The sequence below is a fragment of the Geodermatophilus sp. FMUSA9-8 genome (assembly GCF_037034165.1).
GTDB lineage: Bacteria > Actinomycetota > Actinomycetes > Mycobacteriales > Geodermatophilaceae > Geodermatophilus > Geodermatophilus nigrescens.
This window is the reverse complement of sequence record NZ_JBAGKE010000012.1, coordinates 108,454-132,176: the sequence shown is the minus strand read 5'-3', so window position 1 is coordinate 132,176 and position 23,723 is coordinate 108,454. Positions and strand designations below refer to the sequence as shown.

The window sequence follows — 23,723 nt, the reverse complement described above, 5'->3', positions numbered from 1 at the left end:
CCGGCTCAGTCGGCCAGCAGGGCGGCGTGCGCGCCGAGGCGGTGCGCGAGCGCGGCCGCGGTGCCGGTGGAGCGCAGGACGTCGGCCAGGAGCGCGGCCAGCTCGTCGCCGTCCCCCGGGCCGGGGAGCGCGGCGGCGGGCTCGTCGAGCTCGGCGGCCAGCATCGCGTCGAGGTCGGCGACATCGAGGTCGGCCAGCTCGACCAGCACGAGCGGGGTGGTCTCCACGACGGGGCTCCTCGAGTCGGGCCGGGTTCCGCCCCGGCACCCGAGACCCTGACCGCGCCGCCGCAGCGGGGGCTCACCGGAACCGCACGATCGCCGCAAGAACGGGCTCCAGGGGGCCGCGCGATGTGACCGCCGCCACGCCGGAGGAACCCGATTCCGCCCCGGACCCCCACGGAGGCGTCTGTGCGGCTAGGGTCGACACGTCGGGAAGGCCCTGCGCTCTGGCAGGACCCCGATGCACCATCGCAGCTAGGAGCGAGCAATGCCCGAAGGAACTGTCAAGTGGTTCAACGCGGAGAAGGGGTTCGGCTTCGCCACCCCTGACGGTGGCGGACCGGACGTGTTCGTCCACTACTCGGCCATCCAGACCAGCGGGTACCGCTCGCTCGACGAAGGCCAGCGGATCTCGTTCGACGTCGAGCAGGGCCAGAAGGGCCCGCAGGCCGCGAACGTCACCCCGCTCTGATCTCCTGATCAGCACAGCGCCCCCGCCCGGTTCGCCGGGCGGGGGCGCTGTCGTTCGTGGGGGTGGCTACCGCGCCCGGGGCACGTACCCGCCGACGAGCGACTGCATGAGCAGCGCCCCGGCGTCCGGGCCCACCGCCCGCGCCGCGTCGGCGAAGGCCCGCCAGCGGTCCCGCTCGACGTCGGTCGGCGCGTGGGCCGCGCGCAGGTCCGCCTGCTCCAGCAGGCGCTCCCACTCCCCCTGCGGGGTCGGCCACAGCCCCGCCAGCCGCCGCGCCTCGGCGGAGATCCCGGTGATCCGGACGATGTCGCCGGCGTGGTTGGTCAGCGGCTCGATGTAGCCGGCGGCGGCCAGCGCCTTCGCCGCGGCAACGACGTCGGCCTTCGGCAGCCCGCTGCCCGGGACGACGGAGCCGAGCAGGTACGGCGCGCCGCCGTGCTTGGGCTCGTCGACCAGCCGGGCGATCGCCCGCAGCACGGGCAGGTCGCGGGTGAACCAGGTGTCGGGAAGGGACGGGTCGAGCGGGGTCACGCCGTCCAGTGTCCCCGGGCACGCGGTGGCGCCCCGCCACCCGGGGTCACGGGGCGGCGGGGCGGGGCGGCGGACCGCGGCAGGTCCGCTCAGCGGCGGGTCAGCTCCGGCCGGGTGGCGAGGACCAGGCCCAGCACCCCGTAGCCGAGGACCAGGTGGCCGGCGCCGACGAGCGACTCCGTCGTCGCGCCCGCGACCGCGGCGACCGGGAACATGACCAGCGCCCACGTCTCGGCGAGCGCCGGCCAGACGCGGGCGGCGCCCCGCCACCGCCCGGCGACCGCGATCCGGACGCCGATCGCGGCCATGCCGAGCATCGACAGCGGCCAGCAGAGGTCCAGCGCGACGAAGAACGGCTCGTCGGTCAGCCCGGGCGCGACCAGCCACTGCACCGACGACCCGATCGCCAGCCCGAGCAGCACGTGCTCGGCGTGCAGGCACCCGCGGGCCAGCCGGCCGGTCCCCGTCGCCCGGGTGCGCAGCTGCACGGCCACCAGGGCGACCAGGCCCAGCTGGAACAGCAGCGTCGCGGCCTTGTACGCGAGCGGGTAGGCGTCCGTCGCCGGGTCGACGTCGGCGGTGGCGAGCAGCCCGGCCGCCCAGGCGACCGCGCCGGCCGTGGTGGCCAGGCCGCCCAGCCGGACGAGCCGGGACGGGTCGGGCGCGTGCCGCGGACCGGTCCCGGGCGCTGAGCCGGGGACGGCGCCGGGGGCGGCGTCGGTGCGGGCGGACGACGGGGTGGTGCTGAGCGACATCGGGGCCTCCGGGGCGTGGCGCGGTACCCCGTGGCACCGCCTGCCGGGGACCGTGCCGGGGCCGCGTCCCGGGCGGCCAGGGCGCCGGCGCACGGGCGCTCCCGCGGGGATCCCGGCCGGGCCGGGACGCCGTGTCCCTGTCGTCCGGGACGGCCGCTCGGGCAGGATCCGCGCGTGACGGTCGGCGAGCAGGTCCCGGCGACGGCGGCGCCGGCGGGCCCGCCGCCGCGGCGCCGGCGTCCCCTGCGCGCGCTCGCCTGGTCCGGTGCGGCCGCCACGCTGCTCGCCGTCGCCGCGACCGCGGTCCTCGACGCGCTCACCCCGGACGCGGCCCGGGCGGCCGCCGGGGCGGGGCCCGGCTGGGAGATCGGGCTGCCGGGGCTGCTGCTCGCCGCCCCGGGCGCGCTGCTGCTGTCCCGCGCGCCGCGCAACGCCGTCTCCTGGGTGGTCGCCGGTACCGGCCTGTTCTGGGCGCTCGACGGCCTTGCCTCGTCCTGGCTGACGTACGCGGTGCAGGACGACCCGCCGCTGCCCGGCGCCTCGGCGGCGATGTGGTTCGTCGGCCGCCTCGGCGCCGCGCTGCTGCTCGGGCTCCCGCTGCTGCTCCTGCTCTACCCCGACGGGCGGCTGCCCCGCGGCCCGTGGCGCGCGGTGTCGGTCGGCGCCCTGGCCGCCACCGCGGCGCTGCCCGTGCTCCTCCTGGTGACGCCGTTCGCGATCGCCGCCGAGCGGGGCGGCACCCCGACGCCGGGGGTCTACCGCGGCCTCGACCTCGACCCGGCCAGCCTGCCGCTGCCCCGCGACGTCGCCCTGCCGCTGCTCGAGCTGGCCTTCCCGGCGACCGGGCTGGGCCTCCTCCTCGCGCTGGCCGTGGTCGTCGCGCGGCTGCGGGCGGCCACCGGGGAGGACCGGCGGCGCATGCGCTGGCTGCTGTGGGCCGGCGTCGTCGACGCGCTCGTACTGCTCGGCGCCCTGCTCTTCCCGCAGGCCACCCTCGGCCTCGACCTCAGCCTGGCCGTGGGCCTCACCGGGCTGGCGGTCACGCTGGGCATCCTGCGGCCCCGCGCGGTCGACATCGACCGGCTGCTCGGCGGCACGCTCGTCTACGGCGGGCTCGCCGCCGGCGTCGTCGTCGTCGACCTGGCCGTGCTCGCCGCGGCGGGCACGCTGCTGGGCGGCCGCTTCGACGAGCGCAACGCCGTCGTCGTGACGCTGCTGGTGGTGGCGGCCGTCTACGTCCCGCTGCGCGCGGCGCTGTGGCGGCTGGTACGCCGCTGGGTGTTCGGCGAGCGAGAGGACCCCTACCGCGTCGTCGCGGGCCTGGCCGAGCGGCTCGAGCGCTCCGACGGCGCCGAGGAGCAGCTCCTCGCGGTCGCCGCCGGCATCGCCGAGGCGTTCCGCGTCCCGTGGGTCGGCGTCGAGGTGGACTCCGCCGACGGCGGCCGGCTCGTCGCCGGCCACGGCCGCCGCCCGGCCGCGGTGCAGTCGCTGCCGATCGCCTACCGCGGCGAGGAGGTCGGCCGGCTGCTGCTCCCCCGCGACGGCGTCCGGGCGCACCTGGTCACCCGCGACGAGCGCCTGCTCGCCGACGTCGTCCGGCAGGCCGCCGCGGCCGCCCGCGCGAGCTCCCTGGCCGCGCAGCTGCAGGCCGGCCGCGAGCAGCTGGTCGCCGCGCGCGAGGAGGAGCGCCGCCGGCTGCGCCGCGACCTGCACGACGGCCTCGGCCCCTCGCTCGGCGCCGTCGTCCTCCGCATCGACACCGCCCGCAACCTCGCCGCCTCCCGCCCGGAGGAGGCCGACCGGCTGCTGCGCCAGGCGCGCGACGACGTCGCCGCCGCGCTGGCCGACGTCCGGCGGCTGGTGCACGACCTGCGCCCGCCGGCCCTCGACGACCTCGGCCTCGCCGGCGCCGTCCGCCAGCAGGCGCAGCGGCTGCTGCCCGCGGAGGTGGCCGTGACCGTCGACGCCGGCGACCTGGCCGAGCTGCCCGCCGCCGTCGAGGTGGCCGCGTACCGGATCGTCTCCGAGGCGCTGGCCAACGTCGCCCGGCACGCCGCCGCGTCGCGGGCCGCCGTGAGCCTGGCGCGCGATGGCGGCGACCTCGTCGTCACGGTCACCGACGACGGCGCCGGGATCGCCCCCGACCGCGCGGCCGGCGTCGGGCTGGTCGCGCTGCGGGAGCGCGCCGCCGAGCTCGGGGGCACGTGCACGGTGGGCTGCCCCGCGGACGGCGGCACGGAGGTGCGGGCGGTGCTGCCCGCGGACGGGAGGAGGTCGCGGTGACCGGGCCGGAGGAGCCGCTGCGGGTGGTCGTCGCCGACGACCACCCGGTGTACCGCGACGGGCTGGCCCTGCTGCTCGGGTCGGTGCCCGGCGTGGAGGTGGTCGGGACCGCGGCCGACGGCGCCGCGGCGGTGGAGGTGGTGCGCGAGCACCTGCCCGACGTCGTCGTCATGGACGTGCAGATGCCGGTGCTCGACGGCATCGAGGCCACCCGGCGGATCACCACCCAGGCGCCGTCGGTCGGCGTCGTGGTGCTGACGATGAGCGAGGACGACGGCACGGTGTTCGCCGCGGTCCGCGCCGGCGCCCGCGGCTACCTGCTCAAGGGCGCCGACCAGGAGGAGGTGCTGCGGGCGATCTCCACGGTGGCCTCCGGCGGGGCGGTGTTCGGCGCGGCGCTGGCCCGGCGGATCACCGACTTCTTCGCCGCCGCGCCCCGCGGGCCGGAGGAGGCCTTCCCGCAGCTGAGGGCCCGCGAGCGCGAGGTGCTCGACCTGGTGGCCGCGGGACGCTCGAACGCGCAGGTCGCCGCCGCGCTGTTCCTGTCGCCGAAGACCGTGCGCAACGTCGTCTCCAACGTGCTGGCCAAGCTCCAGGTCGGCGACCGGGCGCAGGCGATCGTGCGGGCCCGCGAGGCCGGCCTGGGGCGCTGAGCACGGGGAATCCGCCCGCCGCCCGGGTCGTTCCTGCAGGCATGACGACGTCCACCCCCCAGCCGAAGGTCACGAAGAGCGACGCGGAGTGGCGGGCGCAGCTCTCGCCGGAGGAGTACGCGGTGCTCCGCCAGGCCGGCACCGAGCGGCCGTGGACCGGCGAGTACGTGGACACGAAGACCGAGGGTGTCTACAGCTGCCGCGCCTGCGGGGCCGAGCTGTTCCGCTCGCAGACCAAGTTCGACTCGCACTGCGGCTGGCCCTCGTTCTACGAGCCGTCGGCCGCCGACAACGTGGTGCTGCGCGAGGACCGCGCCTACGGGATGGTCCGCACCGAGGTCCTCTGCGGCAGCTGCCACAGCCACCTCGGGCACGTCTTCGACGACGCCCCGCAGACGCCGACCGGCGACCGCTACTGCATCAACAGCGTCTCCATCCGGCTGGAGCCGGCGCAGGGCTGAGCGCCCCCGCGCACGATCAGCCGGGATCACCGCAGCGCGTCCTGGCTCACCGTCGGCGGTGAGCCAGGACGCGGCACGATCAGGCGGCCTGATCGTGCTGCGACGCGGTCAGGCCAGGTCGGCGACCAGCTCGGCGACCGCCTTGCGGGTGCCCGTGTAGAAGGGCACCTCCTCGCGCACGTGCCGGCGGGCGCGGCTGGCGCGCAGGTCGCGCATCAGGTCGACGATGCGGTGCAGCTCGTCGGCCTCGAAGGCGAGCATCCACTCGTAGTCGCCGAGCCCGAACGAGGCGACCGTGTTGGCCCGCACGTCGGGGTAGGGCCGGGCCTGCATGCCGTGCTCCTTGAGCATGTCCCGCCGCTCCTCGTCGGGGAGCAGGTACCACTCGTAGGACCGCACGAACGGGTAGACGCAGACGTAGCGCCGCGGCTCCTCCTCGGCGAGGAACGCCGGGATGTGGCTGCGGTTGAACTCCGCCGGCCGGTGCAGCGCCATCTGCGACCACACCGGCTCCAGCCGCCGCCCGAGCGCCGTGCGGCGGAACCGGGTGTAGGCCTCCTGCAGCGCCTCGGGCGTCTCGGCGTGCCACCAGACCATGAGGTCGGCGTCGGCGCGCAGGCCCGCGACGTCGTAGGTGCCGCGGACGACGACGCCCTTGCCGGCGAGCTCCTCGAACAGCCCGGAGACCTCGTCGGCGGCCGCCGCGCGGGCCTCGTCGCCGAACGGGCGCGCCAGCCGGAACACCGACCACATGGTGTAGCGGATGAGGGCGTTGAGCTCGTTGGCCCGCTTGCCGACGCTCTTGGTCTCCGTCTGCTCGCTCATGCCCCCATCCTCCCCCGCCGGCCCGGCGGGGTGCCGTGGGATCCCGGTCTCAGGACGGGACGACGCTGAGCTGCGGGCGCTGCCTGCGGCCCGGCCGGGCGGCCAGCGCGGCGAGCCCGATCGCGACGGCGTCCTCGGCCAGCGCCGCCTGCCAGTCGGGCACCCGCTTCGCCGCCCAGCGCCGCCAGGCCAGCCCGCCGAAGGACCCGGCGAGCGCGCCGAGCAGGCCCGCCGTCACCGGGGCGGCGGCGTTGGCGCCCTCCCGGCCGGCGATGCGGCCCGCGGCACCGGCGCCGCCGAGCAGCCGCGCCGGGAGCGCCTGCGCGCTGGTCCGCGCGGGGGTGGCCGGCAGCTTGTCGCCCACCAGCTCGCCGGCGACCGCGGCCAGCGCCCCGAGCCGGGTACCCCGCCGGGATCCCGGGTCGCCGAGCACCGGCGCGGCCAGCGCCAGGGAGCTGCGCCCGCCGGTGGCCACGCCGAGGACGGCCGAGCGCAGCACCAGCCCGGGCGGCGCCGGCGCCCGCCGGTCGCGCTGCTCGCGGGCCACCGGGACCGACGACAGCACGCCCTGCACGGCCGCGCCGTAGGCCAGGTGCGGCACCGCGTCGGCCACCCAGTCGGCGGCGGTCCACGTGCGCGGGTCGCTCACGCCGAGCACGGCGACCGGGCCGTCGGTGGCCGCCATGGCCGCGGCGCCCGCGACCACCGCGCCGGTGGGGCCGGAGAACCGGACGCCGGCCGCGCGGAGCACGCTGGCCAGCACGCCGACGCCGAGCCCGGTGCCGATGCCGCTGAGCGCGCCGAGCGCCGTGCGGCGGTGCTCCCGCACGGCGCCCCGCCCGGGGAGGCCACCGGCGAGCCGCCCGGCCAGCGCGTCGACCACCTGCTCCGGCGTCTCGCTCGGTGCCCGCCCCCGCCACAGCACGTCGGCGTGGGTCACGGCGTTGAGGACGGTGGTGCCGGCTGCCCCGGCCACCAGCCCGCGGGCGAGGCTGCTGATCACCTCCCCACCCTGCGGGGACAACGGCCGGTGCGGCAACCGGGGCCGCCGGCCCCCGGGCTAGAGCAGCGCCTCCACCGCGCGGCGGGCGCCGCGGATGCAGGCGGGCACGCCGACGCCGTCGTACGCGGCGCCGGCCACGGCCAGGCCCGGCACGGCGGCCACCGCGTCGCGGACCGCCACGACCCGCTGCGGGTGGCCGACGAGGTACTGCGGCAGGCCACCGCCCCAGCGCACGAGGTGGGCCTCCACCGGCTCGCGGCGCTCGAGGTCGAGCAGGTCGGCGACGTCGGCCACCACCGCGGCGGTCAGGTCGTCGTCGTCGCGCTGCAGCTGCGCCTCGTCGCCGTAGCGGCCCACCGAGGCGCGCACCCGCAGCAGGCCGTCGCCGGACAGGTGCGGCCACTTCGACGACGACACGGTGACGCCCTTGACCAGCCGGCCGGTCACGGGCGGCACGAGCAGGCCCGAGCCCGCCGCGACCGGCTGGGCGGGGAACGCCATCGCGACCACCGCCATCGACGCGTACGGGATCCCGCGCAGCGGCTCGACCGCGTCCGGGGCGAGCCCCCCGAGCAGCCGCGCCGACTTCCCGGCGGGCGCGGCGACCAGCACGGCGTCGGCCTCGACCACCTCCGGGGCGGCCACCGGGCCGACGGCGACCTCGAGGCGCCCGCCCGCCCGCCGGATGGCGTGGGCCGGGGTGCGCAGCCGCACCCGCGCGCCCGAGGCGGCGGCCAGCGCCTCGGGCAGTGAGCCGATCCCGTCGGCGACGGTGACGAACACCGGCCCGTCGACGTCGCCGCGGCTGCGGGCGCCGGCGTCCCGGGCGGCGACGGCGGCCGCGAGCACCGAGTCGGCGCGCGCCAGCTGCGCGGCCAGGGCGGGCATGGTGGCGGCCAGCGACAGGTCGTCGGGACGGCCGGCGTAGACGCCGCCGAGCAGCGGCTCGACCAGCCGGTCGACCACCTCGTCGCCGAGCCGCGCGCGCAGCAGCGCCCCGACCGAGACGTCGCCCTCCAGGCGCAGCGGCGGCAGGCCGGCCTCCGCGCGCACCCGCGCGACGCCGTCGTCGGTGAGCACCCCGGCCAGCCCGTCGGCCGACGTCGGCACGCCCTGCACGGTGCCCGGCGGCAGCGGGTGCCGGCCGTCGGGCAGCACGATGGAGGCCTGCGTCGTCGACGGCGCCACCAGCCGGTCGCCCAGCCCGAGTTCCGTCACGAGCTCCACGGCCTCGGGGACGCGGGCGAGCACCGCCTCGGGCCCGGTGTCGTACCAGGTGCCGGCGAGCTCGACCCGGTCGAGCTTGCCGCCGATCCGCCCACCCGCCTCGACGACGACCACCTCGTCGCCGGGCCGCTGCCGCGACCAGGCCCAGGCGGCGGTGAGCCCGGTGATCCCGGCGCCGACGACGACCAGGCGGCGGGACATCCGGGGGGTCATCGCGCCGAGAGCTCGTGCACCAGCTCGACGACGTGGGTGAGCACGCCGGGGTCGGTGTCGGGCAGCACGCCGTGGCCGAGGTTGAACACGTGCCCGCGCGCGGCCCGGCCCTGCTCGACCACCCGGCGCACCTCGCGGTCGACGGTCTCCCGGTCGGCCAGCAGCACGGCCGGGTCGAGGTTGCCCTGCAGGGAGCGCTGCGGCCCGACGCGGCGGGCGGCCTCGTCGAGCGGCACCCGCCAGTCGACGCCGACGACGTCGGCCCCGGCGTCGCCGATCAGCGCCAGCAGCTCGCCGGTGCCGACGCCGAAGTGCACGCGCGGGACGTCGCGGTCACCGAGCCCGTCGAACACCGCCCGCGAGTACGGCAGCACGCGCTCGGCGTAGTCGGCGGCCGACAGCACCCCGGCCCAGGAGTCGAACAGCTGCACCGCCGAGGCGCCGTTGTCGACCTGCACCCGCAGGAACGTGGCCGCCGAGACGGCGAGCCGGTCGAGCAGCCGCTGCCAGGCCTCGGGCTCGGCGTACATGAACGCCTTGGTGCGCGCGTGCTCCTTCGACGGGCCGCCCTCGATCAGGTAGGTGGCCAGCGTGAACGGCGCCCCGGCGAAGCCGATCAGCGGCGTCGGCCCGAGCTCGGCGACCAGGCGGCGCACCGCCGTCGCGAGGAATTCCAGCCGGTCGGGCTCGAGGCCCGGCAGCGCGTCGACGTCGGCCACCGTGCGCACGGGGTCCGCCACCACCGGCCCGACGCCGGGCTTGATCTCGATGTCGACGCCCGCGACCACCAGCGGCAGCACGATGTCGGAGAAGAGGATCGCGGCGTCCACGCCGTGCCGGCGGACCGGCTGCAGGGTGATCTCGGTGACCAGGTCGGGGTCCTGGCAGGCCTCGAGCATCGCCGTCCCGGCGCGCAGCGCCCGGTACTCCGGCAGCGACCGGCCGGCCTGCCGCATGAACCAGACCGGGGTCCGCTCGACCGGTAGGCCGCGCGCGGCCCGGACCAGGTCCGAGTCGGCGGGGGACGTCGGGCGGGCCTCTGCGGTGGTCACGACGGTCGATCCTCCCAGACCGCCCGGGGCCGGACGTGCGGCGCGTCGGAGACAGACCGGGCCCGCGACACCTACCCTGCCAGCGTGGAGCCACGCAGCACGGCCGGGACCCGCGAGGTCACGGGCGCGCACGGGCCCGCCGAGCCCCCGCCGGCCGAGTTCGCCGCGGGCGTCGCCGCGCTGACCGCGCTGCGGGTGCGCCCCGAGATCGTCGTCGAGCAGATCCCCGCGCCGCAGCGGCTCGCGCCGTACGCGCACGCGCTCGCCGCGCGGATCACCGAGGGCGACGGCGACGACGAGGTGGAGCTGGCCGTCGCGCGGTTCATCGTGCTGCACGACCCCGCGGGCCACGAGTCCTGGAACGGCACCACCCGCTGCGTCGGCTACCTGTCGGCCGCCACCGACGAGCACATGGTCGACGACGCCATGTTCTCCGAGGTGGCCTGGAGCTGGCTCACCGAGGCGCTGGCCTCCTCGGGGGCGGCCGCACACACCCTCGGCGGCACGGTCACCCGCACGGCCTCCACCCGCTTCGGCGACCTGGCCGGCCCCGAGCACACCGTCGACGTCGAGCTGCGGGCGTCCTGGACCGCCGGCGACACGGCCCTCGACCGCCACCTCGACGCGTGGCTGGAGGTGCTGGGCAACGCGGCCGGGCTGCCGCCGCCGGGCGTCTCCCTCCTGGGCCCCTCCGGCACGGTCGGGGACGGCAACTAGGATCGGACACGGGGAGTTCCGGACTCCCCGGGTCCGCGCCGGCCGGTCCGATCCGCCGGGCACAGCGACTGTGGCGGACGCACGGACGAGAAGGTGGACGGCAACTGAGCACCGAGCCCCTGCCCGACCCCGCTGGCGAGGCCGGTAGCGAGGAGACCGACGGGCCCGCGCCCGTCCCCCTGCTGGCGCCGCGTGACGGCCTGCCGCCGGTCCTGGACACCGCCGCGGCCGTCGCGGGCTACGCCGACGCGCTGCGCGCCGGGTCCGGCCCGGTCGCCGTCGACGCCGAGCGCGCCTCCGGCTACCGGTACGGGCAGCGCGCCTACCTGGTGCAGCTGCGCCGCGCCGGTGCGGGCACCGGGCTGGTCGACCCGATCCCCCTGACGCTGCCCGACCTCGCCGTGCTGCAGGACGCGATCGCCGGCGAGGAGTGGGTGCTGCACGCGGCGAGCCAGGACCTGCCGTGCCTGGCCGAGATCGGCCTGGTGCCCGCGCGGGTCTTCGACACCGAGCTCGCCGCCCGCCTGGCGGGGCTGCCCCGCGTGGGCCTGGCCGCCGTCGTCGAGTCGCTGCTCGGCTACTCGCTGGTCAAGGGCCACTCGGCCGCCGACTGGAGCACCCGCCCGCTGCCCGAGGAGTGGCTGGTCTACGCCGCCCTCGACGTCGAGGTGCTCGTCGACCTGCGCGACGCGCTGGCCGCGCTGCTCGAGGAGCAGGGCAAGACCGAGTGGGCGCAGCAGGAGTTCGCCGCCGTCCTCGCGGCCGGGCCCCCCGCGCCCCGGCAGGACCCGTGGCGGCGCACCTCCGGCGTGCACGGCCTGCGCAGCCGCCGCCAGCTGGGGATGCTGCGGGCGCTGTGGGAGGCCCGCGACGACCTGGCCCGCCGGCGCGACGTCGCCCCCGGCCGCGTGCTGCCCGACGCCGCCATGGTGTCGGCGGTGCAGGCCGACCCGCCGTCGGAGTCCGCGCTGCTGGAGCTGCCGGTGTTCCGCGGCCGGGCCAACCGCCGACTGGTGGGCACCTGGTTCGGCGCGCTGGCCCGCGGGCGGGCGATGCCGGACTCCGAGCTGCCGCTGCACAGCCGCCCCGGCGACGGCCCGCCCCCGGTGAACCGCTGGGCCGACCGCGACCCGGCGGCCGCCACCCGGCTGCAGGCCGCGCGCGCGGGCCTGGCCGAGCTCGGCGAGAAGCACGCGGTGCCGGTGGAGAACCTGCTCTCCCCCGACCTGGTGCGCCGGCTCATGTGGACCCCGCCCGAGCCGCGCGACGCCGCCGCGGTGGCCGCGGCGCTGCGCGCCGGCGGGGCGCGCGAGTGGCAGGTCGAGCTGACGACCGGCCTGCTCACCGACGCGCTCGCCCGCCCCTGACACGACGGAGGGGCGGCCCCGGGAGACCCCGGGACCGCCCCTCTGTCGTGCGCGGACGACGGTGCTAGTGCCCCGTCGCCGCGGCCCGCCGCCGGGCCAGCGCGTCGACGCTGGCGGCCAGCAGCAGCACTCCACCGGTGATGATGAAGTTCAGGTAGGCCTCGACACCGAGCAACCCCAGGCCGTTGGCGATGATCGCCACGACCAGGCCACCGAGGACGGCGTCGCGCACCCGGCCCCGGCCACCGAAGAGGCTGGTGCCACCGATGACGGCCGCACCCACCGCGTAGAGCAGCGTGTTGCCGGCACCCGACGCCGCGGTGACCGAGGCCAGCCGGGACGCCGCGGCGATGCCGCTGATGGCGGCCATCGTCGAGGACAGCACGAACACCAGGACGCGGATCTTGGTGACGTTGATGCCGGCCCGGCGCGCGGCCTCGGCGTTGCCGCCGACGGCGTAGACGTGGCGGCCGAAGCTGGTGCGGCTCAGCACGAAGGTGAGCAGCAGCAGCAGGATGACCACCAGCGGCACCGCGTACGGGATGCCCTCGAGGTCGACGGCCGCCGACAGCGCCCGGTCCTGGCTGAGGATCGCGGTGACCACGACCAGGATGACGGCGATGAGCACGCACCGGGCGGCCACCACGGCCAGCGGCTGGTGCGCCAGGCCGCGGGCCTTCTGCACCCGCCAGCGGTTCAGCTGGATGGCGGCGTAGAGCAGGATCGCCACCGCGGTGAGGACCCAGCCGAGGGTGACCGGCAGGTTCCGGTTGGCGATGCCCTGCACGACCTCGTCGCGCACCGGGATGGTGCCGCCCTGGCCGATGATCCGCAGCGTCACGCCCTGGAACGCCAGGAACAGCGCCAGGGTCACGACGAACGACGGGATACCGACGATCCCGACGAGCGTGCCGGTGAACAGGCCGATCAGCGCGCCGGCGGCACACGCGGCGAGGATCGCCACGTACCAGGGCGCCCCGGACTGGGCCAGCAGCTGCGCGAGCACGGCGGCACACACGCCGCTGACCACACCGGCCGACAGGTCGATGTCGCCCAGGAGCAGGACGAACACCAGGCCCATGGCGAGCAGGGTGATCGGCACGGCCTGGACCAGCAGGTTGCTGATGTTCAGCGGCGTCAGGAAGGTGTTCGGCCGCAGCGCGAAGAACAGCAGGCCGAGCGCCACGATGCCGAGGACGGCCGGCAGGGCGCCCAGGTCACCGCCGCGGACCTTGTCGACGTACCCGCGGACGACGCCCGAGACGCTGTTGTCCGGGCGGTCGGCCTCGAAGCCGGCCGGCGCGGCGCCGGACGGCTCGGGCTTGGTGGTGGAGACGGGGTTGCTCATCAGATGCTCGCCTCGGCGACGGCCGGCGCGATGCCCAGGTTGCCCGAGCGCCCGGCGGTGATCAGTTCGATGACCTGACCGCGGTCGACGGTGCTGATCGGCACGTCGGCGGCCATGCGGCCCAGGTACAGCGCGGCCACGCGGTCGGAGACCTCGAAGACGTCGACCATGTTGTGGGTGATGTAGAGGACGGCGTGGCCGGTGTCGGCCAGCCGGCGCACGAGGTCGAGCACCTGCCGGGTCTGCGCGACGCCGAGCGCCGCCGTCGGCTCGTCGAGGATGACGACCTTCGACTCCCACAGCACGGCCTTGGCGATCGCCACGGTCTGCCGCTGGCCACCCGAGAGGCTGGACACGAGCTGGCGGACCGACTTGAGGGTGCGGACCGACAGCTTGGCCAGCGTGTCGCGGGCGGCGGCCTCCATGGAGGCCTCGTCGAGCAGGATGCCGCGCTTGCGCTCGCGGCCGAGGAACATGTTCTGGACGACGTCGAGGTTGTCGGCCAGCGCGAGGTCCTGGTAGACGACCTCGATGCCGAGGGCCGCGGAGTCCCGCGGGCCGGTGACGCTCACCGGCCTGCCCTCGAACAGGATCTCCCCACCGTCGATGGGGTGGATGCCGGCGATGGACTTGATGAGCGTGCTCTTGCCGGCACCGTTGTCGCCCACGAGGGCGGTTACCTGGCCGGGGAAGACCTTCAGGTCGACCCCGTGCAGCACCTGGATGGCGCCGAAGCTCTTGGTGACACCGCGGAGCTCGAGGATCGGGGTCCCCTCACCCGCCTGCGGATCGGTCATGGCGGTCCTCTCTCAGAAAACGAGCCTGCGGGGCGCCTCCTGAGCATGTCAGGAGGCGCCCCGCAGGGAGGGGGTCAGGAGATGCCCAGCTCCTGGCAGTCGGCAGCGAACTCGCCGGTGCACAGCTCCTCGGCGGTGACCTGGCCGTCCTCGACGACGTCACCGACGTTGTCGCGGGTGATGGTCACCGGGGTGAGCAGCACCGCGGGGACCTCGCGGCCACCCTCGGCGTCCTCGGCGGTGCCGGTGGTCTCGGCCTCCTCGCCGTTGATCAGCGCGATGGCGAGCTCCGCCAGGGCGCCGGCCTCCTCGGCCGCCGACTTGTAGACGGTCATGCACTGGTTGCCGGCGAGGATGTTCTGCAGGCCCTCGACCGAGGCGTCCTGGCCGGTGACCGGGACCTGACCGGCCTGGCCGTTGCGGGCCAGCGTCTGGATGACGGCGTTGGCCAGCGTGTCGTTGGCGGCGACGACGCCCTGGATGTTGCCGCCGGCCTGGGTGTACATCTGCTCGAAGATCGTCGCGGCCTGGTCGGGCTCCCAGCCCGGGACGGCCTGCTCGGCGACCTGCGTGTACTTGGTCAGCGGGTCGAGGATCTCGTGCGCGCCGTCGGCGAACAGCGTGGCGTTGTTGTCGTTGGGCGAGCCGTTGAGGAAGGCGATGTTGCCCTGCGTGACGCCACCGGCGTTCAGGCAGTCGGCGAGGCCCTGGCCCTGCAGGCGGCCGACCTCGGTGTTGTCGTAGGAGACGTAGTACTCGGCCGAGCCACCCAGGGTGAGCCGGTCGTAGTCGATCGTCGCCACGCCCTGCTGGGCGGCCTGCTGCTGGATCTGGGCGCCCGAGGCGGAGTCCAGGTTGACGATCGCGAGGACGGTGACGCCCTCGGTGATCATCTGCTCGGCGATGGTCGCCATGCGCTGGGCGTCGCCCTCGGCGTTCTGGATGTCGTACTCGACACCGGCGTCCTCGAAGGCCGCCTCGAGCAGCGGGCGGTCCGCGCTCTCCCAGCGGGGGGAGGACTCGGTGTCGGGGAGGATGACGCCGACCTTGCCGGCGGCGTCGCCGCCACCGCCGCCGCCGCTGCCGCCGCTGCCGCTGTCGTCGCTGCCGCAAGCAGCGAGGCTGAAGACCAGGGCGGCCGCGAGGGCCGTCATCGTGGTGCGCCGTCGCGCCATGGATGTGTCCACCGTTCCGTCGGGAATACGCAGAAGTGCGGCGGCCACTATGCGCGCCGCGTCACAGCAGGTGCAAGGCCACCCCCCCGACGTTGCCGGACCGTGACCTCGACCACTCCGGACGAGTGAGACGTCCACCTCTCCCGGGCCGGGTCGCGCTTGGTGCAGCTGTTACCGGCGGGTAACTTCACGGGTGCCGCGCGCCTGCCCGCGCCGGTTCCCGTTCCCGCTGCGGAGGTCCCATGTCCCGCTCGCTGCGCGAGGTCGTCTTCGTCGACGGCGTGCGCACCCCCTTCGGCAAGGCCGGCCCGAAGGGCATCTACGCCGAGACGCGCGCCGACGACCTCGTCGTCCGCGTCATCCGCGAGTTGCTGCGCCGCAACCCGTCCCTCCCGGCCGACCGCGTGGACGAGGTCGCCATCGCCGCCACCACCCAGATCGGCGACCAGGGGCTGACCCTCGGGCGCACCGCCGCGCTGCTGGCCGGGCTGCCGAAGTCCGTGCCCGGGTACTCGATCGACCGCATGTGCGCCGGCGCGATGACCGCCGTCACCACCACCGCGAGCGGCATCGCCTTCGGCGCCTACGACGTCGCCATCGCCGGCGGCGTCGAGCACATGGGCCGCCACCCGATGGGCGAGGGCGCCGACCCCAACCCGCGGTTCTTCAGCGAGAAGCTGGTCGACGGCTCGGCGCTGGTCATGGGCTCCACGGCCGAGAACCTGCACGACCGCTTCCCGCACCTGACCAAGGAGCGCGCCGACGCCTTCGCCCTGGCCAGCCAGCAGCGGTACGCCAAGGCGGTGGCCAACGGCCAGATCGGGCCGGAGCTGGTGCCCGTCGCGACCCGCTCCGCCGAGCAGGGCTGGGGCCTGGCCACCGCCGACGAGCCGCCGCGCCCCGGAACCACGCTCGAGGGCCTGGCCACGCTCAAGACGCCGTTCCGCCCGCACGGGCACGTGACCGCCGGCAACGCCGCGGGTCTCAACGACGGCGCCACCGGTTGCATCCTCGCCGCCGAGGAGGTCGCGCGGGAGCTGGGCCTGACCGCCGGCATGCGCCTGGTCGGCTACGGCTTCGTGGGCGTCGAGCCCGAGGTCATGGGCGTCGGCCCCGTCCCCTCGACCGAGCGCGCGCTGGCCCGTACCGGCCTGACCATCGACGACATCGGCCTGTTCGAGCTCAACGAGGCCTTCGCCGTCCAGGTGCTGGCCTTCCTCGACCACTTCGGCATCGCCGACGACGACCCGCGGGTCAACCCGTGGGGCGGCGCGATCGCCGTCGGCCACCCGCTGGCCTCCTCGGGCGTGCGCCTGATGACGCAGCTGTCGCGGCAGTTCGCCGAGCGACCCGACGTCCGCTACGGCCTGACCGCCATGTGCGTGGGCCTGGGCATGGGCGCCACCGTGATCTGGGAGAACCCGAACTGGGAAGGTGCCGCGCAGTGACCACTGTCTTCGAGGACGAGGTCGTCACCCGGGCCCTCGTCCGCTACCTGCGGGTGCCCGGCCTGGCCGGCGAGATCGCGCTGGTCACCCTGGACAACGGGCACGACCACACCCGCCCCTCCACCTTCGGCCCCGGCGGGCTCGCGTCCCTCGACGCGGCGCTCGACGACATCGCGGCGCACACCCCGGCCCCGGCGGCCATCGCCGTCACCGGCAAGCCGTTCGTCTTCGCCGTGGGCGCCGACCTGTCCGGCGTCCCGGCGGTCACCTCCGCCGACCAGGCGCGGGAGATCGCCGAGACCGGGCACCGGGTGTTCCGGCGGCTGAAGGACGCGGCCGTCCCGACGTTCGCGTTCGTCAACGGCGTGGCGCTCGGCGGCGGGCTGGAGCTGGCGCTGCACTGCCGGTACCGGACGATCGCCTCCACCGCGGTGGTGGCGTTCCCCGAGGTGTTCCTCGGCCTGGTGCCCGGCTGGGGCGGCACGCAGCTGCTGCCGGACCTCATCGGCATCGACCCGGCGGTCACCGTCATCGTCGAGAACGCGCTGGCGCAGAACAAGACGACGCCCGCCCGGAAGGCGGCGCAGCTGGGCATCGCCGACGTCGTCCTGGAGCCCGCCGACTTCCTCGAGCGCTCGCTCGAGTGGGCGGTGGGCGTCCTGAACGGCGACGGAACGGTCGACCGGCCGGAGGTGGACCGGTCGGCCTGGGACGGCGCGATCGAGCGCGCCCGGGCGATCGTGGCCGGGCGGACCCGCGACGCCTCCCCCGGCGCCCTGCGCGCCGTCGAGCTGCTGGACCTCGCCCGCGCCGGGGTCGACGGCGAGGCGTTCACCGCCGGCACCGCCGCCGAGGACGCCGCGCTCACCGACCTGCTCATGACCGACGAGCTGCGCGCCTCGCTCTACAGCTTCGACCTGGTCAACAAGCGGGCCAAGCGGCCGGCCGGCGCCCCGGACAAGGGCCTGGCGCGGAAGGTCGGCAAGGTCGGCGTCGTCGGGGCGGGCCTCATGGCCAGCCAGCTCGCGCTGCTGTTCGTCCGGCAGCTGAAGGTGCCGGTCGTGCTGACCGACATCGACCAGGCGCGCGTCGACAAGGGCGTCGCCTACGTCCACGGCGAGCTGGAGAAGCTCGCCCAGCGCGGGCGCCTCAGCGCCGACCGGCTCAACCAGCTCCGGGGCCTGGTGACCGGCTCGCTGTCCAAGGACGTCTTCGCCGACGCCGACCTCGTCATCGAGGCCGTCTTCGAGGAGATGTCGGTCAAGCAGCAGGTGTTCGCCGAGGTGGAGGCCGTCGTCTCCCCCGAGTGCGTGCTGGCCACCAACACCTCCGCCCTGTCGGTGACCGAGATGGCCTCGAAGCTGGAGCACCCCGAGCGGGTCGTCGGCCTGCACTTCTTCAACCCGGTGGCGGTCCTGCCGCTGCTGGAGGTCGTGCGCGCCGAGCAGACCGACGACGCCTCGCTGGCCACCGCCTTCGCCGTCGGCAAGGCGCTCAAGAAGAGCTGCGTGCTCACCGCCGACGCCCCGGCGTTCGTGGTGAACCGGCTGCTCACCCGGTTCCTCGGCGAGGTCACCTCGGCCGTGGAGCAGGGCACGCCGGTGGCCGTCGCCGACCGCGCGCTGGACCCGCTGGGCCTGCCGATGTCGCCGTTCGACCTGCTCACGCTGGTCGGCCCGCCGGTCGCCCTGCACGTGGCCGAGCGGATGCACGAAGCCTTCCCCGACCGGTTCGCCGTCGGCGAGGGGCTGCGGAAGATGGTCGAGCTCGGCAAGTCCAGCGTCTACTCCGAGCCGGGCGTCGTCGACCCCGAGCTCGAGGGCATCGACGCCGGCGACTCGCCGCTCACCGAGGAGCAGGTCCGCGAGCGGGCCGTCGAGGCGCTGGCCGAGGAGATCCGGCTGATGCTCGACGAGGGCGTCGTCACGGCCGTGCAGGACATCGACCTGTGCATGCTGCTGGGTGCCGGGTGGCCGTTCTGGCTGGGCGGCATCTCCGCGTACCTCGACCGCGCGGGCGTCTCGGAGAAGGTGACCGGGCAGCGGTTCCTGACGCGCGGGGTGGCGAGCCTCCCCGCCTGAGGGCGCTGACGACGACGGCCCGGGTCCCGCACTGGGGCCCGGGCCGTCGTCGTCCTGGCTCACAGTGGCGCGTCCTGGCTCACGGTCGGCGGTGAGCCAGGACGCAGCACGATCAGGCGGCCTGATCGTGCTGCGTCTCAGCGGAACTTGCGGGTGAGGCTCTCGATCGTGCGGTCGACCGAGGCGACCTTGACGTGCGAGATGCCGCTCGTGGCACCCGCGGCCAGCATCGCCTCGTGCGCGGCCCGCAACGTGGCCCACACGGCGTCGGCGTCGCCCTCCAGCGTGGTGCCGAGCGCCCCGACCTCGGAGTGCAGGCCGGACGCCTGGATCACCCGGACGGCGGCCTCCACGAAGGCGTGCGGGTCGTCGGGCGTCCCGGCCGGCGAGGGCGCGACCTGGATCTCGGCGATCACCCGCCCGGTCACTGCTGGGCGCCGTCGACCGGCTCGACGGCCGCCGGCTGCTCCTCGGCGCGCTCGGTGACCACCGCGGTCCACTCGGCGATGCGCCGGGCCACGTCCTGCTCGGTGAGGCCGGCGTCGGCGAGCACCTGCCCGCGGCTGCCGTGCTCGAGGAACGCCTGCGGCAGGCCCAGGGTCCGCACCGGCACGTCGACCTCGCGGTCCTGCAGCGCCCGGCTGAGCAGGGTGCCGACGCCGCCGGCCCGGCCCCCGTCCTCCACGGTGACCACCAGCCGGTGCTCCCCCGCCAGCTCCACCAGCTCGCCGGGCACCGGCACGACCCAGCGCGGGTCGACGACGGTGACGCCGATGCCGTGGTCGGCGGCGCGCTCGGCGGCGGCCAGGCACACCGGCACCATCGAGCCGACGGCGACCAGCAGCACGTCGTCGCGGTCGCCGCGGCGCAGCACGTCGACCGTGCCCCGCCGCTCCAGCGCCGGGATGTCGACCGGCGGCACGCCCTTGGGGAACCGCACGACCGTGGGCCCGTCGGTCACGTCCAGCGACTCGCGCAGCGCCTCCCGCAGGGTGGGCTCGTCGCGCGGCGCGGCCAGGCGCAGGCCCGGCACGACCGAGCAGATCGACATGTCCCACATGCCGTTGTGCGAGGCGCCGTCGGTGCCGGTGACCCCGGCCCGGTCGAGGACGACGGTGACCGGCTGCCCGTGCAGCGCGACGTCCATGAGCAGCTGGTCGAAGGCCCGGTTGAGGAACGTCGAGTAGACGGCGACCACCGGGTGCAGCCCGCCCATCGCCATCGCCGCGGCGCTGGTGAGCGCGTGCTGCTCGGCGATGCCGACGTCGAAGGTGCGCTCCGGGTACCGCTCGGCGAACGCGGCCAGGCCGGTCGGGTGCAGCATCGCCGCGGTGACCGCGACGACGTCGGCCCGCTCGCCGCCGAGGCGCACCAGCTCGTCGGAGAACGCCGTCGTCCAGTCGCGGGCGACGGCGGGGCTGGTGCCGCTGTCGGGGTCGAAGACGCCGGTGGCGTGCCAGGCGTCGATCTGGTCGGTCTCGGCCGGCGGGTACCCGAAGCCCTTGGTGGTGACCGCGTGCACGATCACCGGGCCGCCGAAGGAGCGGGCGCGGCGCAGCGCGGACTCCATGACCTCGACGTCGTGGCCGTCGACCGGGCCGACGTACTTGAGGCCGAGGTCCTCGAACATGCCCTGCGGCGCCAGGACGTCCTTGACGCCCTTCTTCAGCCCGTGCAGCGCGTCGTAGAGGGCCGAGCCGACCACCGGCGCGCGGTGCAGCGCCTGGCGGATGGCCAGCAGCGCCTGCTCGTAGCCGGGCCGCAGCCGCAGGCTGGCGAGCGCGTCGGCCACGCCGCCGATGGTCGGCGAGTAGGACCGGCCGTTGTCGTTGACGACGATGACCACCGGGCGGTCCTTGGCCGCGGCGATGTTGTTGAGCGCCTCCCAGGCCATGCCGCCGGTGAGCGCGCCGTCGCCGATCACGGCGACGACGGGGCGCGCGTCGCCGCGCACCGCGAACGCCTTGGCCAGCCCGTCGGCGTAGGACAGCGCCGTGGAGGCGTGGCTGTTCTCCACCCAGTCGTGCTCGCTCTCGGCGCGGCACGGGTAACCCGACAGCCCGCCGCGCTGGCGCAGCCGGTCGAAGCCCTCGACGCGGCCGGTGAGCATCTTGTGCACGTACGCCTGGTGGCCGGTGTCGAAGACGATCGGCTCGCGCGGCGACTCGAACACCCGGTGCAGGGCGATGGTCAGCTCGACGGTGCCGAGGTTGGGGCCGAGGTGACCGCCGGTGCGGGCGACGCTGGTGACCAGCGCGTCACGGATCTCCGCCGCCAGCGCGGGCAGCTGCTCGGCGGGCAGCGCCCGGAGGTCGGCGGGGTCGCGGAGCGAGCGCAGGAGCGACACGGCGCGGCGTCGTCCTCTCTGTCGGCGGCAGGGACACGGCTCGTCGACGGGGCCGCCGACCCACTGTAGTCGCGCGACGGGCCCTCCCTCCTGGCGAAGCGGGGCCGGGCGGACCGTTCCGTCGCCCGCCGACCCCGACACCCCGGCGGAGGACGGCCGTTCCGCCGGTGATTGACAGAAGGCGACGGTGTGCTCACGATCACCGGATGGACCCCCGGCCGTGGCTGCCCGACCTCAGCGGGCCCTCGCGCCGGCTGGTCGAGGCGCTGCGGGTGACCGGCCCGGCCACCCGGGGACAGCTGGTCGAGCAGACCGGTCTGTCCCGGGCCACGGTTTCCGGCTACGTGTCCGAGCTCGTCGACCGCGGGCTGGTCGCGCCCGCCGACCCCTCCGACGCCCTGCCCACCGGCGGCCGTCCGGCGGGCCTCGTGCAGCTGACCCGGCAGGCCGGCCTCGTCGTCGGCATGGACATCGGGCGCACCCACGTCCGCACCGCCGTGGCCGACCTCTCCCACCGCATCGTCGCCGAGCACGTCACCACGCTGCCGGTGGCCGACCTCGGCGCCGACGCCGTGCTCGACACGGTCGCCGGGCAGGTGGAGCAGGAGCTGGCGCGGGTCGGGGCGTGCACCTGCGACGTCGTCGGCGGGGTCGTCGGGCTGCCCACGCCCGTGGTGGGGCGCTCGGCCAGCAGCCGCGGCACCGTCGTCCGCTCGAACATCCTGCCCACCTGGTCGGGGCGCACCCCGGGGCCCGCGCTGCAGGAGCGGCTGGGCATGCCGGTGGTGGTGGAGAACGACGCCAACCTCGGCGCGCTCGCCGAGGTGCGCTGGGGCGCCGGGACCGGCTCGCGCTCCACGCTCTACCTGAAGATGGCCACCGGCGTCGGCGGCGCGCTCGTGTTCGACGGCGGCCTGCTGCGCGGCACCTCGGGCACGGCCGGGGAGATGGGCCACGTCAGCCTCGACCCGGCCGGGCCGCTGTGCCGCTGCGGCAACCGCGGCTGCCTCGAGCTCACCGCCGGCGGCAGCGCGCTGCTGCGGGCCATCCGCACCGCCGCGCCGCACTACACCGACCTGCGCTCGCTGGTCGAGGGAGCGCAGGAAGGCGACCAGGCGTGCCGGCGGCTGATCGCCGACGCCGGCACGTCGGTCGGCGTCGTCCTCGGCGGGCTGGTCAACGTGCTCAACCCCGACCGCATCGTCGTCGGCGGCGAACTCGGCACGGCCGGCGACCTGCTGGTCGAGCCGATGCGCCGCGCGCTCGCCCAGTCCGCCATCCCCGCCGCCGCCGAGCAGCTCACCGTCGTCCCCGGCTCGCTGGGGGCGCGCGCGGAGGTGCTCGGCGCCGTGGCGGTCGCGCTCCGGGAGGCCGACCGGCTCACCGGCTGAGGGCCCCGGGGGCCCGTGCCGACCGTCCGGGCCCCCGGGTGCCGCCTTCCCCCCGCCCGGCCGGTCAGAGCCGGGGCACCCAGACCTCGCCGCGCAGCGCCCCGGCGACCACGGTCACCCCGCGGGCGGCCGAGGCCAGCCGCGCGCCCTCGCGCTCGTAGGCGGCGACGGCGGCCTCCACCGCCTCGGGCGGCAGGTGGTCGGCGAGCTCCACGCGCACGGTCCGCCAGCCGGCCCGGGCGGCCTCCAACCCGGCGCCGACGTGGTCGGCGGCCATGCGCGCGAGCAGCACCGGGTAGCGGCGGAGCACCTCGTGCGCCCGGTAGTCCGGCGGCACGAGGTCGAACAGCCAGGTGACGGCGGAGCGCTCCCAGTCGGGCGCGCCCGGCGGCCGGACCTGCTCCGGCCAGCCCGGCGGCACGCTCGCTCCCACACCGGCAGTGTGCCGGAGATCGAACGGGTGTTCGAGCCGACGCGGCCGGCCGTCACCCGGTCGTGATCAGCTGGTCTGTCGCTTGAGCCAGAACTGCTCGAAGCCCCAGGTCCCGGCGCCGCTGGAGTGGTAGCTGACCAGCTCCCACCCCTCGCCACCGAGCCGGTTGAGCACCGAGCTGGTGTCCCCCTGCTGCCGCTCGAGCCCGCCGCCGGGGAGCTTGACGCTCACCCCCGCGCGCTGCGACTCGTTGTCGTTGGCCGTGATGACCGAGGCGTACTCCCAGGTGGTCACGGTCCCACCGTAGCGACCGGCTCCGTACCGCCCGGCCCGAGACGGGTCCACGGGCCGGCGCCGCGGCCGGTGGCGGGGTCGTAGGACCAGACGCTGCCCTGGCCGGGCTGGTCCCACCGGCGGTCGACCGGCACGCCCAGCACCGCGCACAGCAACAGCGTGCCGACCCCGCCGTGGCAGACGACGGCCACGTCGCCGGCCGCGCCCGCGGCCGCCCGGGCGGCCGCGGCCACCACGCGGGCCTGCGCGTCGACCGCCCGCTCCCAGCCGCGGACGCTCTCGGCGGGCCGGGCGAAGAACGCGTCCGCCGTCGCCTCGAACTCGGCGGGCGGCAGGAAGCCGGTGGCCGAGCGGTCGTTCTCCCCCAGCTCCGGGTCGACGCCGACCGGCAGTCCGGTGACCTCCGCCAGCGCGGCCGCCGTCTCCCGCGCCTTGCGCTCGGCGCTGGACACGATGCGGGTCAGGTCCGGCACCCACGGCAGGGCGACCAGGTGCGCCAGGCGCGCGCGGCCGGCGTCGGACAGGCCCCACTCGGGCACGGGGACGGCCGGGTCGACCCGGACCTCGGGATGGGTGACGACGTGGACCCGCACGCCCCGGTGCCTACCGCGCCGCGGCCCGCCGTGGGG

The 23,723-nt window shown here is 76.2% G+C and carries 24 protein-coding genes; 9 read left to right on the top strand and 15 right to left on the bottom strand.

Annotated features, from left to right (window positions below; translation table 11 throughout):
* Nucleotides 1-5: 5 nt before the first annotated feature.
* Nucleotides 6-227, bottom strand: coding sequence for a hypothetical protein (locus WA616_RS22045; RefSeq protein WP_336033215.1), 222 nt, complete (start codon nucleotides 225-227; stop codon nucleotides 6-8).
* A 262-nt stretch (nucleotides 228-489) separates the two neighbouring features.
* Between WA616_RS22045 and WA616_RS22040 the strand changes: the two genes are divergently transcribed.
* Nucleotides 490-693 (top strand): cold-shock protein, encoded by a 204-nt coding sequence (locus WA616_RS22040; protein ID WP_073420333.1) that lies wholly within the window; start codon nucleotides 490-492, stop codon nucleotides 691-693.
* A gap of 66 nt (nucleotides 694-759) precedes the next feature.
* On the opposite strand, the gene WA616_RS22035 is transcribed toward WA616_RS22040, so the two are convergent.
* Both WA616_RS22035 and WA616_RS22030 read right to left on the bottom strand, forming a co-directional pair.
* A complete protein-coding gene (locus WA616_RS22035; protein WP_336033213.1) occupies nucleotides 760-1,224 on the bottom strand; it encodes a hypothetical protein in 465 nt (154 codons plus the stop codon).
* Between the two features lie 89 nt (nucleotides 1,225-1,313).
* Nucleotides 1,314-1,979 (bottom strand): hypothetical protein, encoded by a 666-nt coding sequence (locus WA616_RS22030; protein WP_336033211.1) that lies wholly within the window; start codon nucleotides 1,977-1,979, stop codon nucleotides 1,314-1,316.
* 174 nt (nucleotides 1,980-2,153) lie between these two features.
* On the opposite strand from WA616_RS22030, the gene WA616_RS22025 reads away from it, so the two are divergent.
* The 3 genes from WA616_RS22025 to msrB are packed head-to-tail and all read left to right on the top strand — an operon-like array spanning nucleotide 2,154 to nucleotide 5,376.
* Nucleotides 2,154-4,262 (top strand): sensor histidine kinase, encoded by a 2,109-nt coding sequence (locus WA616_RS22025; RefSeq protein WP_336033209.1) that lies wholly within the window; start codon nucleotides 2,154-2,156, stop codon nucleotides 4,260-4,262.
* Complete coding sequence (locus WA616_RS22020; RefSeq protein ID WP_336033207.1) at nucleotides 4,259-4,915, top strand: response regulator transcription factor; 657 nt, start codon at nucleotides 4,259-4,261, stop codon at nucleotides 4,913-4,915. Before WA616_RS22025 ends, WA616_RS22020 begins: the two co-directional genes overlap by 4 nt.
* 41 nt (nucleotides 4,916-4,956) lie before the next feature.
* The gene (gene msrB / locus WA616_RS22015; protein WP_336033205.1) at nucleotides 4,957-5,376 is read left to right on the top strand and encodes a peptide-methionine (R)-S-oxide reductase MsrB; all 420 of its coding nucleotides are present in this window, start codon (nucleotides 4,957-4,959) and stop codon (nucleotides 5,374-5,376) included.
* Between the two features lie 108 nt (nucleotides 5,377-5,484).
* Here the strand turns inward: msrB and hemQ are convergent, their stop codons facing one another.
* The 4 genes from hemQ to hemE are packed head-to-tail and all read right to left on the bottom strand — an operon-like array spanning nucleotide 5,485 to nucleotide 9,696.
* A complete protein-coding gene (gene hemQ, locus WA616_RS22010; RefSeq protein ID WP_336033203.1) occupies nucleotides 5,485-6,201 on the bottom strand; it encodes a hydrogen peroxide-dependent heme synthase in 717 nt (238 codons plus the stop codon).
* A gap of 49 nt (nucleotides 6,202-6,250) precedes the next feature.
* Nucleotides 6,251-7,204 carry a hypothetical protein gene (locus WA616_RS22005; protein WP_336033201.1) on the bottom strand — a complete coding sequence of 318 codons (954 nt, stop codon included), beginning with the start codon at nucleotides 7,202-7,204 and terminating at the stop codon, nucleotides 6,251-6,253.
* Nucleotides 7,205-7,261: 57 nt separating this feature from the next.
* On the bottom strand, nucleotides 7,262-8,644 hold the full coding sequence (gene hemG, locus WA616_RS22000) for a protoporphyrinogen oxidase (protein ID WP_336033199.1): 1,383 nt from the start codon (nucleotides 8,642-8,644) through the stop codon (nucleotides 7,262-7,264).
* Entirely contained in the window at nucleotides 8,641-9,696 is a 1,056-nt protein-coding gene (gene hemE, locus WA616_RS21995; RefSeq protein WP_336033197.1) for a uroporphyrinogen decarboxylase, read from the bottom strand. The genes hemG and hemE overlap by 4 nt, the downstream gene beginning before the upstream one ends.
* Before the next feature lie 84 nt (nucleotides 9,697-9,780).
* Between hemE and WA616_RS21990 the strand changes: the two genes are divergently transcribed.
* Both WA616_RS21990 and WA616_RS21985 read left to right on the top strand, forming a co-directional pair.
* A complete protein-coding gene (locus tag WA616_RS21990) occupies nucleotides 9,781-10,413 on the top strand; it encodes a DUF3000 domain-containing protein (protein WP_073420340.1) in 633 nt (210 codons plus the stop codon).
* Nucleotides 10,414-10,517: 104 nt separating this feature from the next.
* Nucleotides 10,518-11,780 carry an HRDC domain-containing protein gene (locus WA616_RS21985; RefSeq protein ID WP_442902018.1) on the top strand — a complete coding sequence of 421 codons (1,263 nt, stop codon included), beginning with the start codon at nucleotides 10,518-10,520 and terminating at the stop codon, nucleotides 11,778-11,780.
* Between the two features lie 64 nt (nucleotides 11,781-11,844).
* Here WA616_RS21985 and WA616_RS21980 read toward each other — a convergent pair whose 3' ends face one another.
* The 3 genes from WA616_RS21980 to WA616_RS21970 form a co-directional block, all read right to left on the bottom strand.
* Nucleotides 11,845-13,128 (bottom strand): sugar ABC transporter permease, encoded by a 1,284-nt coding sequence (locus WA616_RS21980; protein ID WP_336033192.1) that lies wholly within the window; start codon nucleotides 13,126-13,128, stop codon nucleotides 11,845-11,847.
* A complete protein-coding gene (locus WA616_RS21975) occupies nucleotides 13,128-13,925 on the bottom strand; it encodes an ATP-binding cassette domain-containing protein (RefSeq protein WP_073420342.1) in 798 nt (265 codons plus the stop codon). The genes WA616_RS21980 and WA616_RS21975 overlap by 1 nt, the downstream gene beginning before the upstream one ends.
* A gap of 74 nt (nucleotides 13,926-13,999) precedes the next feature.
* Nucleotides 14,000-15,100 carry a sugar ABC transporter substrate-binding protein gene (locus WA616_RS21970; protein ID WP_336033190.1) on the bottom strand — a complete coding sequence of 367 codons (1,101 nt, stop codon included), beginning with the start codon at nucleotides 15,098-15,100 and terminating at the stop codon, nucleotides 14,000-14,002.
* A 242-nt stretch (nucleotides 15,101-15,342) separates the two neighbouring features.
* Between WA616_RS21970 and WA616_RS21965 the strand changes: the two genes are divergently transcribed.
* Nucleotides 15,343-16,548 (top strand): thiolase family protein, encoded by a 1,206-nt coding sequence (locus WA616_RS21965; protein WP_336033188.1) that lies wholly within the window; start codon nucleotides 15,343-15,345, stop codon nucleotides 16,546-16,548.
* Nucleotides 16,545-18,629: a 3-hydroxyacyl-CoA dehydrogenase NAD-binding domain-containing protein gene (locus tag WA616_RS21960; protein ID WP_336033186.1), complete on the top strand. Its 2,085-nt coding sequence runs from the start codon at nucleotides 16,545-16,547 to the stop codon at nucleotides 18,627-18,629. Before WA616_RS21965 ends, WA616_RS21960 begins: the two co-directional genes overlap by 4 nt.
* Before the next feature lie 137 nt (nucleotides 18,630-18,766).
* Here WA616_RS21960 and WA616_RS21955 read toward each other — a convergent pair whose 3' ends face one another.
* Nucleotides 18,767-19,057: a thiamine-binding protein gene (locus WA616_RS21955; RefSeq protein WP_336033185.1), complete on the bottom strand. Its 291-nt coding sequence runs from the start codon at nucleotides 19,055-19,057 to the stop codon at nucleotides 18,767-18,769.
* Nucleotides 19,054-20,976, bottom strand: coding sequence for a 1-deoxy-D-xylulose-5-phosphate synthase (gene dxs, locus WA616_RS21950; RefSeq protein WP_336033184.1), 1,923 nt, complete (start codon nucleotides 20,974-20,976; stop codon nucleotides 19,054-19,056). The genes WA616_RS21955 and dxs overlap by 4 nt, the downstream gene beginning before the upstream one ends.
* A gap of 206 nt (nucleotides 20,977-21,182) precedes the next feature.
* On the opposite strand from dxs, the gene WA616_RS21945 reads away from it, so the two are divergent.
* Nucleotides 21,183-22,367: an ROK family transcriptional regulator gene (locus WA616_RS21945; RefSeq protein WP_336033183.1), complete on the top strand. Its 1,185-nt coding sequence runs from the start codon at nucleotides 21,183-21,185 to the stop codon at nucleotides 22,365-22,367.
* A gap of 64 nt (nucleotides 22,368-22,431) precedes the next feature.
* Here the strand turns inward: WA616_RS21945 and WA616_RS21940 are convergent, their stop codons facing one another.
* The 3 genes from WA616_RS21940 to WA616_RS21930 all read right to left on the bottom strand — a co-directional run bounded on the left by WA616_RS21940 (nucleotide 22,432) and on the right by WA616_RS21930 (nucleotide 23,687).
* Complete coding sequence (locus tag WA616_RS21940; protein ID WP_336033181.1) at nucleotides 22,432-22,800, bottom strand: hypothetical protein; 369 nt, start codon at nucleotides 22,798-22,800, stop codon at nucleotides 22,432-22,434.
* A gap of 66 nt (nucleotides 22,801-22,866) precedes the next feature.
* Nucleotides 22,867-23,094 (bottom strand): DUF4177 domain-containing protein, encoded by a 228-nt coding sequence (locus WA616_RS21935; RefSeq protein WP_073420350.1) that lies wholly within the window; start codon nucleotides 23,092-23,094, stop codon nucleotides 22,867-22,869.
* Nucleotides 23,091-23,687 carry a histidine phosphatase family protein gene (locus WA616_RS21930; RefSeq protein ID WP_336033179.1) on the bottom strand — a complete coding sequence of 199 codons (597 nt, stop codon included), beginning with the start codon at nucleotides 23,685-23,687 and terminating at the stop codon, nucleotides 23,091-23,093. The genes WA616_RS21935 and WA616_RS21930 overlap by 4 nt, the downstream gene beginning before the upstream one ends.
* Nucleotides 23,688-23,723 lie beyond the last annotated feature (36 nt).